This is a genomic window from Nitrobacter sp. TKz-YC01, from assembly GCF_047824785.1.
GTDB lineage: Bacteria > Pseudomonadota > Alphaproteobacteria > Rhizobiales > Xanthobacteraceae > Nitrobacter.
Genome location: NZ_CP181167.1, coordinates 1,525,199 through 1,536,589, shown reverse-complemented (window position 1 = coordinate 1,536,589; position 11,391 = coordinate 1,525,199). Strand labels below are relative to the sequence as shown.

Annotated in this window: 13 protein-coding genes; 2 read left to right on the top strand and 11 right to left on the bottom strand. The window is 66.0% G+C overall.

Annotated features, from left to right (window positions below):
• Positions 1–5: 5 nt before the first annotated feature.
• The 10 genes from ACMYR2_RS07265 to ACMYR2_RS07220 all read right to left on the bottom strand — a co-directional run bounded on the left by ACMYR2_RS07265 (position 6) and on the right by ACMYR2_RS07220 (position 8,746).
• The gene (locus ACMYR2_RS07265) at positions 6–3,863 is read right to left on the bottom strand and encodes a baseplate multidomain protein megatron (RefSeq protein ID WP_416193931.1); all 3,858 of its coding nucleotides are present in this window, start codon (positions 3,861–3,863) and stop codon (positions 6–8) included.
• Positions 3,863–4,309: an NlpC/P60 family protein gene (locus ACMYR2_RS07260; protein WP_347265355.1), complete on the bottom strand. Its 447-nt coding sequence runs from the start codon at positions 4,307–4,309 to the stop codon at positions 3,863–3,865. Before ACMYR2_RS07260 ends, ACMYR2_RS07265 begins: the two co-directional genes overlap by 1 nt.
• An 11-nt stretch (positions 4,310–4,320) precedes the next feature.
• Positions 4,321–5,214: a DUF2163 domain-containing protein gene (locus ACMYR2_RS07255; protein ID WP_347265356.1), complete on the bottom strand. Its 894-nt coding sequence runs from the start codon at positions 5,212–5,214 to the stop codon at positions 4,321–4,323.
• Complete coding sequence (locus ACMYR2_RS07250) at positions 5,211–5,852, bottom strand: TIGR02217 family protein (protein ID WP_416193930.1); 642 nt, start codon at positions 5,850–5,852, stop codon at positions 5,211–5,213. The genes ACMYR2_RS07255 and ACMYR2_RS07250 overlap by 4 nt, the downstream gene beginning before the upstream one ends.
• A gap of 161 nt (positions 5,853–6,013) precedes the next feature.
• Positions 6,014–6,598 carry a phage tail tape measure protein gene (locus ACMYR2_RS07245; RefSeq protein WP_416193929.1) on the bottom strand — a complete coding sequence of 195 codons (585 nt, stop codon included), beginning with the start codon at positions 6,596–6,598 and terminating at the stop codon, positions 6,014–6,016.
• Positions 6,591–6,803 (bottom strand): rcc01693 family protein, encoded by a 213-nt coding sequence (locus tag ACMYR2_RS07240; RefSeq protein ID WP_416193928.1) that lies wholly within the window; start codon positions 6,801–6,803, stop codon positions 6,591–6,593. The genes ACMYR2_RS07245 and ACMYR2_RS07240 overlap by 8 nt, the downstream gene beginning before the upstream one ends.
• Positions 6,800–7,120, bottom strand: coding sequence for a gene transfer agent family protein (locus ACMYR2_RS07235; RefSeq protein WP_416194074.1), 321 nt, complete (start codon positions 7,118–7,120; stop codon positions 6,800–6,802). The genes ACMYR2_RS07240 and ACMYR2_RS07235 overlap by 4 nt, the downstream gene beginning before the upstream one ends.
• A gap of 193 nt (positions 7,121–7,313) precedes the next feature.
• A complete protein-coding gene (locus ACMYR2_RS07230; protein ID WP_416193927.1) occupies positions 7,314–7,721 on the bottom strand; it encodes a phage major tail protein, TP901-1 family in 408 nt (135 codons plus the stop codon).
• A 16-nt stretch (positions 7,722–7,737) separates the two neighbouring features.
• Positions 7,738–8,148: a DUF3168 domain-containing protein gene (locus ACMYR2_RS07225; RefSeq protein ID WP_416193926.1), complete on the bottom strand. Its 411-nt coding sequence runs from the start codon at positions 8,146–8,148 to the stop codon at positions 7,738–7,740.
• A 34-nt stretch (positions 8,149–8,182) separates the two neighbouring features.
• A complete protein-coding gene (locus tag ACMYR2_RS07220; RefSeq protein ID WP_416193925.1) occupies positions 8,183–8,746 on the bottom strand; it encodes a head-tail connector protein in 564 nt (187 codons plus the stop codon).
• Between the two features lie 65 nt (positions 8,747–8,811).
• On the opposite strand from ACMYR2_RS07220, the gene ACMYR2_RS07215 reads away from it, so the two are divergent.
• Positions 8,812–9,570 carry a S1 family peptidase gene (locus tag ACMYR2_RS07215; RefSeq protein ID WP_416193924.1) on the top strand — a complete coding sequence of 253 codons (759 nt, stop codon included), beginning with the start codon at positions 8,812–8,814 and terminating at the stop codon, positions 9,568–9,570.
• Here ACMYR2_RS07215 and ACMYR2_RS07210 read toward each other — a convergent pair.
• On the bottom strand, positions 9,563–9,997 hold the full coding sequence (locus ACMYR2_RS07210) for a hypothetical protein (protein WP_416193923.1): 435 nt from the start codon (positions 9,995–9,997) through the stop codon (positions 9,563–9,565). The two genes, ACMYR2_RS07215 and ACMYR2_RS07210, sit on opposite strands and share 8 nt — an antisense overlap.
• Positions 9,998–10,198: 201 nt before the next feature.
• Here ACMYR2_RS07210 and ACMYR2_RS07205 point away from each other — a divergent pair.
• Positions 10,199–11,334, top strand: a protein-coding gene (locus ACMYR2_RS07205) for an IS3 family transposase (protein WP_416192834.1) whose coding sequence is annotated in 2 segments (ribosomal slippage) — positions 10,199–10,469 and positions 10,469–11,334 — 1,137 coding nt in all. Because the reading frame shifts where the segments join, the coding sequence is not laid out codon by codon here.
• Positions 11,335–11,391: the final 57 nt, after the last annotated feature.

The window sequence follows — 11,391 nt, the reverse complement described above, 5'->3', positions numbered from 1 at the left end:
GCAACTCAGAGGGTGAGAGTGAGTTCAGCGGGATGACCGGCGCCGACGGTCGCGGATAGCTGCGCGACGCGAAGATGCAGGCTTGCCTGAGGCGCGCCGAAATCCGCCAGTTCGTCGGCATCGGAGTAGAATGCTTCCGGCGCGCCGCACGCGATGCTGCGCACGATCGCGCCGCCTGATAAAACGTCGAGCGTGTAGGCTTCGACATCCTCGCCGAGCGGCACTTCGACGCCCCAGCCATCGCCATCGATGCGCGTTCTGCGAATCCACGAGATGCGAACGCCACCGCTCTCGCGGGCCGCCTTCACATGCACCGGCGACAGCGGCAACAGGGCCGTCGCGCGCGGCGTCACCGTCAGCGCGACGGCCGTGGGATCGTCATGGGCGCGTCCGGCAGCGGCAAGCCGCACCAGGATCGGACGATCCAGCACGCTCAATCCTTTCGACAACGTCGCGAGACGCGTGTTGAGCAGAACGAATGGCGCGCCCGGCGGCAACACGTCAGCGATGGCATGGTCGCTTCCTGCCTGCCCGCGCAGCAGGCGCGACAGTTTATAGGCGCCGCTGTCCACCAGTTCCGCATGGGCGAACTGCAAGACCTCCCAATCGCCGTTCGGGTTCTGCACCGCCGCCGCGTTGGCTCTGGCAAGCACGCGGGCATCCGACACCGAACTGAGCGCACCGCCGTAGAGGCGCACGCGCACGGCGTTGCCGTGGTCCCATCGCCCCGATGGCCCCGCCGGCAGCGGATCGAGCGTTTCGCCCGAAATCGAGGGCGCGGGAATGATCGCGGCTGGCTGAAAGCCCGCGCCGTCGGATGAGGTCCAGGCCGTCACCGATGTCGGCCATGGGCTGGCGAAGACGGCGAGCCGCGTCAATACCGGCGGCTCCGATGGTTCGATCATCGGCAGATCGAGCACCGAAACCTCAACCGGCCCGAGCGCGGCGGGAATCGCGGGTCGCGTCGGTCGCGGAACAGACAGCGGCACGGAGAAGACTTCGGGATCGATGCTGCGGGCGGTCACCTGCCGCGCTTCGGCGTCGAGCAGCGCGTTGATTTCGAACAGCCGCCGCCGCCCGTTGACCGTCACCGCGATCACATCGCCCGGCGTCAGCGACAGGCATTGCGGGCCGAGCGAGAACCCGGCGCTTTCGCGGCCTGCCCACAAATCCTGAAGCCAGATCTCGGCGCGGCGCGCCATCGCCGCGTCATCGCTGACGACGGCAAGGTCGGAGTGAACGCTTCGGTTCGAACCGCCGGCCAGACGCCGTGACGTCACCGCCGATCGCCGGTAATCCACCGTCCCGTCGGTAAAACTGAAGCGCGCCTCGCGCGGCAATTCGGTTTCCTGCGCGCGCGTGAGCCGAGCAAGCCCGCCGCCATCCGTCAGCACCAGATCGTCTTCCGCGAATTCCGCAACCGGCGCGCCGCCCCGTGAAACGAAGCGCAGCGTTCCGTCCGCCGCGGACGCATCGAAAGCGTAAGCTCCGGCGAGCGGCTCGATCATCGCGCGCGGCGGCATCGGCCGGTCGACCACGTAGCCGTCGCAGGCTTCGCGCAGCGCCGAGGTGTCGGCGCCGGTGATGCCGCTATCGGTGAGCAGCGCCTGCACAAGCGCATCCATCGGCGCTGCGCCGAGGCGGCCGGTGAGCCAGTGCCCGGTCTGCCAGTTCGGCCCGTCGCTCCAGACCTCGGTCGCGGCGGGAAACGCCGGATAGGGTCGCGCGTCCCAGGTCCAAAGATAGATCGCGGACGGCTCGATCATGCGCCCCCCGTAGATCGAAGAGACGGGATTGTCGGCATCCGCCGCGCCGAACGACGGATCCAGCTTGCCGAGCAGCGCTTGCAGATAGCGGCGCTGCATCAGATCGTCACGGCTGCCGCTCGAAAAATACGGCAGGTGGTTTTCCGAGGATTTGGGATCGGGAAACACGTTCGGCTGATTGGCGCCCTTGTCCACCGCCGGGCAGCCGACCTCGGTCAGCCAGACCGGCTTGCTTTGCGGCACCCACGCGGTCGGGCTTGAAAGCTCGACACCGCCGACCCGCTCATGATGCGCCGACGACCACCACGATCTGATGTCCTTGACGCGGAACGTCCACGGCTTGCCGAGCCCGTCGGTGATCGGCGTGCGGGTCTGCGCGGCGCGCGCCGTACCGTCGGTGTAATACCAATCGAACCCCTCGCCGCCATAAACGTTGCCCGCGAGGTAGCCGAGATCGTAGGTCGAGGCCGCGATGTCGAAGTCGAGATGCCCGGCCTCATCGCGCCAGTCCGCGAGCGGCATGTAGTAGTCGATTCCCACGGCGTCGATCGCGCTGGACGCCCACAGCGGATCGAGCGGAAAGCGGACCTCGGACGCACCGGCGTCAACGACATCCGCGCCATACTCGGTCCAGTCCGCGCCGTAGGTTACGACCGTCGATGAGCCGAAGATGGATTTCACCTCCACAGCAAGCGTCACCAGCGCATCAACGGCGGGATAGACGCCCGCCCCTGAGCGCACGCGCGTCAGTGACCGCAATTCCGAGCCGATCAGGAACGCATCGACGCCGCCGGCGGATGCGACGAGGTTCGCGTAATGCAGGATCATCCTGCGGTAGTTCCAGCTACCACCGGTGAAGAAACCGGCGATCTGCGCCGCCGCGGTCGCGGTGCCTTGCGGCGAGCCCGGCCGCCCCGGCGCGGGATCGCAGGTGATGCGGCCGCGCCAGGGATAGGCCGGCTGCGACGAGGCTCCGCTCCAGGGATCGGTCAGGCCGTTACCGGCCGGAAGATCCATCATGACGAAGGGGTAGAACGTCACCTTGAGGCCGCGCGCCTTCAGCTCCGCGATCAGATGCCTCACGCTGGCGTCCGACGGCGTGCCGCCGAATGCCGGGCGGCCGTCGACCTGCGACACCACATAAGCGCTCCCCCGCGTCACCCCGGCCACCGACCAGTCGCCGCCGCGCGTGACCTTGCCCGCGCTGTCGACGCCGGGACGCACGACGCAGCTTCCGGCGCGAAGGTCAGATCCGAACCACGCCACCACCACGGCCACGCTTTCGAGATTCGGGCACGCGCCCTGCAGATCGTCGAGCGCAGCGATCACGTCGGATTCGGCATTCGCCACATGCCGGTTTTCCGGCACCGACTGACCCGGACCGGTCGATCGCGTCATGGCGGACGGCTCGTAGCCGAATTCGGTGGTGCCGGGGATCAGCGTCATGGCGCGGACCATCCGCTCGAGCTGGCCGATGGGACGGATGATCTCGAACGAAAGCTGCGGAATGCGGTTGCCGAACTTCGCCAGCGGCATCCGCTCGAACACGACATAAGCGAGCCCGCGATAGGCCGGCGCGTGGCCCGCCCCTTCTTTAGCGACGATCAGATCGTCCGGAGCCTGATCCTCGGTGCCGCGATGGACCCGGAAGGTCAGGCCGGACACATCCAGCGGACTGCCATCGGCCCAGATCCGCCCGACACGGCCGATCACGCCCTCGCAAAGGCCGACCGCGAAGTTGGCGAAATAGCTGTAAGTGGTGGTCGTCGTGCTCGGGCCGCTGAACAGGCCGCCGCCCTTGCCGCCGGACGACGAGGTCTCGCTGTTGACGACCTCTTCGAGCCGCGTCGCCCAGATCACCTGGCCCGACAGCCGCGCGCGACCGTAGACGCGCGGAATCGGCGCGCCCTCAGTCGAGGCCATCACATCGAGATCGGCGAGGCGCGGACCGACGATCGTCCGGTTGCCGGGCCCGAACAGCTTGCGATCGACCGCGTTGCCGATCAGCGCGCCGGCGAGGCGCCCGGCGATCGCGCCCGCCGGGCCGAACAACGCGCCCGCGGCGCCGCCTGCGACGGAAAGAACCAGCGCTGCCATCAGTCCGAGACTCCGGGAAAACGAAATGCGTAAGCCAGCCGCCGCCGCCACCACGGCGCGATCGCGATTTCGCAGACGGCCGCGCCGTCATGCGCATGAACCATGGCGTGCCCGCTCGATGCGATCGCGACATGCTTGGCGACGAACCCGTCGCGCCATCGGAACAGCAGCACGTCGCCGGCCCCGAAGCCGTCGCGCGCGATGGGAACGAGATGGCGCAGCGCCGCCGCGGCCAGTGTCTCGTCGCCTTTTGCCTCGGCCCAGTCCGGCGCATAGGGCGGCGGCGCTTCCGGCTCATCGCCGATGCAGTCGCGCCAGACGCCGCGCACCAGGCCGAGACAATCGCAGCCGACGCCCTTGAGCGAGGCCTGATGCCGATAGGGCGTGCCGATCCAGCCGCGGGCTTCCGCGACGATGGCCGCGCGGGTTGTATGTGGGAAGGTCACGGGCGGCTCCTTCACAGCGCCTTGCTGCCGTTGCCGTTGTCGGGCGATCCGGGCAGCGGATAGCTGACGACGAAATCGTTGCCGGGAATCTGGGGGAAGCCCCGGAAATTGGCGATGTTGGCGAAGCGGTCGCGGCAGGTCGCGAAACTCTTGTCGCAACCGGCGGTGACCACGAAGCTGTCGCCGATGACAATCGGCTCCGGCATCGCCCGCCATAATGACAAGCGCGCCGCGCCCGCGACCACGCGGTGCTGCTTGACTTCGATCGCAAGGCCCGCGTTGGCTCCGCCGGTCCAGTTCAACCGCCCCGCCGTGAACCAGCCGGCTGCAAGGCCGGAAAGGCCGGAAACGTCAAGGATCGACGTTCCCTCGACAGCCGTGACCGTCCCGCCGCGGCGAAAGGCCGAGTTGGTCAGATCGACGCGGCATTTGCCGTCGCCGAGATCGACACCGCACCGCGCGGTGAACAGGCGTCCGCTGTCCTGCGCCAGCGCGTCCGCGAGTCCGCGCAGTTCCGCGGTGAACGCAGGCCCCTCGCGCCGGACCTCTCCGATCGTGCCGCGCGCGATCAGGATCCTCAGCGAGACATCGCTCCAGTCAACCAGCCAGGTCGCGACCCCGGCGGCATCGTAGCGGCCGGCGGCAAGATCGGCCTCGCTCAGCGAATCGTCCGAGAACGCGCCCGATATCTCGGCGCCATCGACAGCGAGATCGAACCGGCTGGTCGCCTCCGAGGCGGTGAAGCCGGTGGCGGCGCGGCAGACGACGCCGCCGATCGTCAGATCGCGGTCGTGATCGGTAAAGCCGAGCACGACGCCATCGCGCCGCGTCACGATCCAGCAGCGCGCCAGAGTGGTCGCGCCGGAATCGAGTTTTGCCTGAAGCGCGGAGGGAATGTTTCTCACGGGAGGATCTCCACCAGCGGAATTTTCGGAATAGCCCCGGCGGCGAAGGTCGCAAGATCGACTTCGAGATAGTCGGTGTCGAACCGCACCGGCACGTCGAACTTGAATCCCGCGGTGACGGCCGCTCCCGGCGGCGGCGTATGCTCGGGGAGAAACGTCACGACGCCGGTGGTGACGTCACAGGTGAAGGCCGAACCCGCCGCAACCTCGCTCTCGGCGACCGCGACGCGCACGCTGCCGTTCACGAGCTTTCCGATCGCGCGCACATAAGGCGCGAAAGCACCGCCATATGTCTTGATCAACTGAAAGGTCGATGTCGTTCCGTCTCCGATCCCGATAACCTGATCGAGCGGCGAGACAACATTGCCGGTCGCCGCCGAGCAGCAATCCAGCCGGTCGCGCCAGCGAAAGCCGTAGAGCCTGCCGCGCCGCTCCTCGAAGAAGGCGACAACGGCCTGCAACGCCTCCAGCGTCTTGACGCCGTAACCGGCGTCGAAGCGCCGCCGCGACTGCGCCCAGCGCGCGTTGCGCGCCTCGCGGCCCGAGCCGAAACTCACAATGTCGGTGCGCCGCTCCGGCCCGCCCGCGCTCTTCAGCGCGACATCGAGCGGAAACAGCACTTCATGGAAGCTGGTCATATCAAACCCTCTACGTCATGGCCGGGCAAAAGCGCGAAGCGCGTCTTCGCGCAGATGTCCCGGCCATCCACGTCTTCTCTGTCGGTCGCGCTTAAGACATGGATGCCCGGCACAAGGCCGGGCATGACGTGGAGCGATGGTGCAGCGTCGCGGTCAACATCTCACAAGCTCCGCTGTCCCCGCGCCACCGCCCGCGCGATCTGACCCGCGATGTAACTCTCGGAGCGGCGGAAGCCGTCGAGGTCGGGCGTCGCGATCTGCACCGTGATGCTGTTGCCGCCGCCCTTGCCGGACACGCCGAGCCGGCCATCCGGCCCGCGCGACAGCGGCATGATCGCTTCCGGACCGGCCTCGCCCGCGAGGCCGACGCCGCCGTCCATCAGCGGAAAATAGCTCGGCGCGCCGATCACGCCGCCAGCCGCGAACGGCTTGACGCCGCCGAGAGCATGGGCCTGCACGCCGCCGAACGAACCGATGCTGCCGGCGAGCCCCGAGAACAGGCTGGAGATGCCGCTGGTCAGGCTCGCCGTCAGCGGCTTGAACGCCGCCGTCACGGCGAGACTCGAGACCCGCAGCGCCAGCGTCTTCAGCACGTCGTCGAACTGTTTGCCGCCCGTGACGGAAGAAGAAAACGCCTGCGTCATCGCTCGCGCGAAGCCGCCCGCGCTGGTGGTCAGCGCCTGTGTCCTGACCGTGAGATCGTCAAGCGTACGCGAGGTCTCATGCAGACCCGTGTCGTCAGTCATCGGATTCTCCCTTGCGCGGCGCATCGGGAAAACGCGCCAGCAGATCGTCGAGTTCGCCCCTCGCCAGCGGCGTGGTCGCAGGCCCCCGGATCGCCTGGACCGCCTGCGCCAGTTCGCGGGGCGTCATCCGCCAGAAAGCATCCGGCGCAAGGCGCAACACGCCGAAGCCGAAGCCCATCGCCTGCCGCCATGGAAACGGCTTCATGAAGCCGCGCTCTCGTCGAAGGTCGCGCTGATCAGACCAGCCGCGATCCTGACGAACCCTGCCGCGCCGCCCTCGACCGTCATCACGGCCACATCGTCGTCGCTGACGGGCTCTCCCGCGCCGCGCAGGCCCGCGCCGATGATGCGGATCAGGTCGCGCGACGACACCCGCCCCGAACCGAAACGCTCCGCGAGCGCCATCAGGTCGTCGGCGCCGAACGCGGATTCAAGCTCGGCCAGCGCGCCCAGCGTCAACACCAGCGTCCGCTGCCGCCCGCCAAGCTCCGCGCCGATCTCACCACGATATTTGTTGGGCATGGACATCCTCTATTTTCCCCCTCTCCCTTGCGGGAGAGGGTGGTTTCGAACGAAGTGAGAAACCGGGTGAGGGGTAGTCCGCCTGATGTGGATCACGCCTCTCACCCGGCTTACATCTGCCGATACTCGCCGCCCTAAAAGCGAGCTTCGCTCGTCTCGGCTCCCGCAAGGAGAGAGACGAAGAAAGCTGAGCTCACATCGCCGTAAACGTCAGCGCGCCGGCGGATTCGAGCGCGAGGTCGAACGTCACCTCGCCGTTGTGCTCGCCCGCGAATTCGAGGCTTGCGATCTGGAACATGCCCTCGATGATGCCGAAGTCCGGCACCACCACCTGACACGTATTGATCGCGCCATCGAAGAACGCCTGACGCACCAGGGCGTCGGACGCCGCGTCCTTGAACAGGCCGCGTCCCGACAGCAACGCCCGCCTGACGCCCGCGCCGGCGAGCAGTTCGCGCCAACGGTCCGTCGATTCCGCATCCGTGACATCGACAATCTCCGCGTTGAACGCGATCCTGCGGCTGCGCAACCCCGCCACCGTGACGAAGCTAGATCCGTCGCTCATCTTCAGAAGCAGGTCCTTGCCCTTCTGTGCGCCCATGACGCCTCCTTTGCGATCAGGTTGTGGGTTCGGTCACGGCGCGGAATCGCACCTGAGCGTGATAGGTGCGGCCGTCGGACTCGCGCCGGATATCGGCGACCGCGAAGCGGAAATTGACCAGCCGGTGAGCGGCGAGCGTCAGCGCCGCATCATCGAGAGCCTGCAACACCGCGCCCGCGATGGCGTGAGCCTCGCTCTGGCCGCCCTGACGCGAGCGCGCATGAAGCGTGATCTGATGCTCCTGCGTCGGCCCCTCGTCCACCGACACGTCGGTCACGCGCGCTTCACCGATCGCGACATAAGGCAACAGCGCGCCGCGCGGCGGCTCATCATAGACCCGCTTGCCGCCGAGCAGGGCATGAAGGCCGCTGTCGGTTGCGAGCGCATCGTGAACGGCGGCGCGGAGCGCTGCATTGGCGCTGGTCATGGTGATGTCCTTTTTTCCGGGAATGCGAGAACGATCAGAGCGCGTGCACGCGATAGCTCGCGATCATGGCGCTGACGCTGGCCGGCATCATCGCGACGCTCTGGCCAATGGCGATAAGGCTGCGGTTCTCGTACCAGTGCGCGACCAGCGTCCGCACCGCATGGCGCAGCACGTCAGGCACATCGGAAGCGGCCTCGCCGAATCCGATCTCGACATCGAGTTCGATGCCGGCGCTGGCGCGCCCCGGAAACACCCAGACGGATGAAGAGATCACGCCCGCCGCCTTGTCGAGAACGAACGTCCCGGCGTCGATCGGCGTGGCGATCCCCGCGGAGTTATAAACGCGCGCCGCCGCAAGCGCCCGCAACGGTCCCCTGCCCGGCTTGATGCGGCCGTCCTTCGGCCACTCGTCCAGCACGAAGCGCCAGGTCTGCGCGATCAGGGCGCAGCGCGTCATCGCCTCGACATGGCTTCTCGCCGCAGCGATCAGCGACGCGATGACCGTATCATCGTCATCGTTCTCGGCGCGCAGGAAGCTCTTGGCCTCCTCGACCGACCATGGTTCGACCGCAGGACCGGTCAGGAGTATCGACGGCATCGGATGTCCTCGCTGTGACGACGCATATGTTGACAGGCACGCGACGCGATGGCTCACATCGCGGCATGATTCAGAAATTCATTCGTTTAACTGCGGTCGTGGCGGCCGTGATGCTGACGCACCCCGCTTTTGCGATGGTCGGTGGCGGCGGCGCGCCCTCGCCCGCGTTGGCGAACGCGGTCGTCACCATCGTGGGTTCAGGCGGCTCATCCTGCACCGGCACTTTGATCGCGCGCGATGTCATCCTCACCGCCGCGCACTGCATCGCGTCCGGCGTCGCCACCAAGATGGTGGACTACGGGAGCCAGCCGCCGCGCCTGCTTGATATCAAGCGCGCGGCCGCGCATCCGCAGTTCAATCCGCAGAGCGTGCTCGCGCACCGCGCCACCGCCGACATCGGCTTGCTGCAACTCGCCGCGCCGCTCGCCGTGCAACCGGTTCGGATCGGCGGCGCGCTGATGCCGATCAATGTCGGTCAGCGCCTCACCGTCATCGGCATGGGCGTCGCGACGCCGGGCGACGGCCGCAGCGGCGGCGTGGCTCGCGCGGCAAGCCTTGCCGTAACCGGGAAACCCGGCACCTTGCAAATCCGTCTGGTCGATCCTTCAACCAACAATGCGCGCGCGGGCCTTGGCGCCTGCACCGGCGATTCCGGCGCGCCCGCGATGCTCGATTCCGGCGGCGTCATCATCGGTGTGGTGAGCTGGTCGACCGGCGCGAACAATGCGTCAGGCTGCGGCGGCCTCACCGGCGTCACGCCGCTGGCGCTCTACCGCGACTGGATATTGAAAACGGCGCGAAGCTGGGGCGCGGGATCTAGGTAACGTCAACGTCGGTAATCTGAACAAACCATTTGCTTGCTCGTTGAATAGCCCGGCTTATTCCTTTGGAAAATTGGCCCCAAACTTCGCCGTGATGATCGTTGTGAGGTAAAGGATCGTATCCGACCAACAACCCATTTTCTCGAGGCACTCCGGCTTTAAAAATGACCGAGCCTATCCATTTGGGCGTGGTAACAAATTGCGGCGCATTCAATCCCGCACATTCAATTGACTTTATGATGTCAATCGACATTCCGCCATCTTCACTGGAAGATGGCTGGAAAGCCAGCGACGAAATTCGCCGACGACCTCCTTTATTTACAACCTGCTGTAAGGAGATCCGACGAACGACATCGTCGTTGCCTGTTATCTCTGGATGATCGTGCGGTATGACAGCGCCATTTTTATGCGGCGGCGGTGATAGCGGCAATACCGCCTCCCGGGAGATCCTTTATCCAACTAAGAATGGGAGCGAAATCATTGGTTAGCTCCAATTCTTCTCCATTTGGCAGATTCTCTGATTCACGCCAAGCGGTAACAACATTCGGACTCTTTATATGCAGCTTGAGGTGGTGCCGGTTTCTGAGACAGGGGCATAAGGTGGATCGCCCGATGAAAAGGACGATCCGGTATGAAGACACGCAGACGATTTACGGCTGAGTTCAAGGCCAAGGTTGCGCTTGAGGCGATCCGTGGCGAGCGGACGATTTCGGAACTGGCGACAAAGCACCAGCTTCATCCGAACCAGATTACGCAGTGGAAACGGCAGGCCATCGAGAACCTGGCCAAGACGTTCGACGACAAGGCTGCTGATGCGCAGGTCGGCCGGGAAGCCGAGGTGACCAAGCTGCACGCCAAGATTGGCCAGCTTGTCGTTGAGCGGGATTTTTTGGCCAAGGCCTTCGATCGCTGAGCCTGGATCGGAGGAGAATGATGATTGACCCCGATCACAACCGGCTCTCGATCCGCCGCCAGTGCGAACTGGTCTCGATCTCGCGGGCGTCGTTCTACCGACAGCCCGCCGGCGAGACGCCCGAGAACCTCGAACTGATGCGCACCATCGACGAGGCCTTCATGGAGACGCCCTGGTATGGCTCCCGGCAGATGGCCCGGCATCTGCGGCGTCAGGGCTGGTGCGTGGGTCGCAAGCGGGTCCGGCGGCTGATGCGCAAGATCGGTCTGTCGCCGATCTACCAGGCGCCGAGAACCAGCGAGCCGCATCCGCAGCATCGCATCTATCCCTACCTGCTGCGGCACCTGGCGATCGAGCGGCCGGATCACGTTTGGTGTGCCGATGTGACCTATATCCCGATGCGGCGCGGCTTCCTTTACCTCGTGGCCATCATGGACTGGTTCAGCCGCAAGGTCCTGGCCTGGCGGTTGTCGAACACGATGGATGCCGACTTCTGTGTTGCCGCTCTCGAAGAGGCGATCGCCTGCCATGGCAGGCCCGACATCTTCAACACCGACCAAGGCTCGCAGTTCACTAGCTTCGCCTTCACGACGACGCTGAAGGATGCCGGCATCCGCATCTCCATGGACGGGCGCGGCCGCTGGATGGACAACGTCTTCATCGAACGACTGTGGCGCAGCCTCAAATATGAGTGCGTCTTCCTCAGCACATTCGAAACGGGAAGCCAAGCCCGCTGCGGCATCGGCTCCTGGATAGACTATTACAACCGGCGACGCCCGCACTCGACCTTCGCCGGCAGGACGCCCGACGAAGTCCATGCTATGGCGGAAATGACGGAGCAATTGGCGGCGTAGAAACGAACCCGATCCACCTTAGCCAGGCCGCCAAACTGTCTCACCAAGCGGGTCCAC

Excerpts from the sequence above, each read along its gene's own strand:
- ACMYR2_RS07265 (WP_416193931.1), bottom strand. The coding sequence starts at position 3,863 with ATGGCAGCGCTGGTTCTTTCCGTCGCAGGCGGCGCCGCGGGCGCGTTG.
- ACMYR2_RS07250 (WP_416193930.1), bottom strand. The coding sequence starts at position 5,852 with ATGACCAGCTTCCATGAAGTGCTGTTTCCGCTCGATGTCGCGCTGAAG.
- ACMYR2_RS07245 (WP_416193929.1), bottom strand. The coding sequence starts at position 6,598 with ATGACTGACGACACGGGTCTGCATGAGACCTCGCGTACGCTTGACGAT.
- ACMYR2_RS07240 (WP_416193928.1), bottom strand. The coding sequence starts at position 6,803 with ATGAAGCCGTTTCCATGGCGGCAGGCGATGGGCTTCGGCTTCGGCGTG.
- ACMYR2_RS07235 (WP_416194074.1), bottom strand. The coding sequence starts at position 7,120 with ATGCCCAACAAATATCGTGGTGAGATCGGCGCGGAGCTTGGCGGGCGG.
- ACMYR2_RS07230 (WP_416193927.1), bottom strand. The coding sequence starts at position 7,721 with ATGGGCGCACAGAAGGGCAAGGACCTGCTTCTGAAGATGAGCGACGGA.
- ACMYR2_RS07225 (WP_416193926.1), bottom strand. The coding sequence starts at position 8,148 with ATGACCAGCGCCAATGCAGCGCTCCGCGCCGCCGTTCACGATGCGCTC.
- ACMYR2_RS07220 (WP_416193925.1), bottom strand. The coding sequence starts at position 8,746 with ATGCCGTCGATACTCCTGACCGGTCCTGCGGTCGAACCATGGTCGGTC.
- ACMYR2_RS07215 (WP_416193924.1), top strand. The coding sequence starts at position 8,812 with ATGATTCAGAAATTCATTCGTTTAACTGCGGTCGTGGCGGCCGTGATG.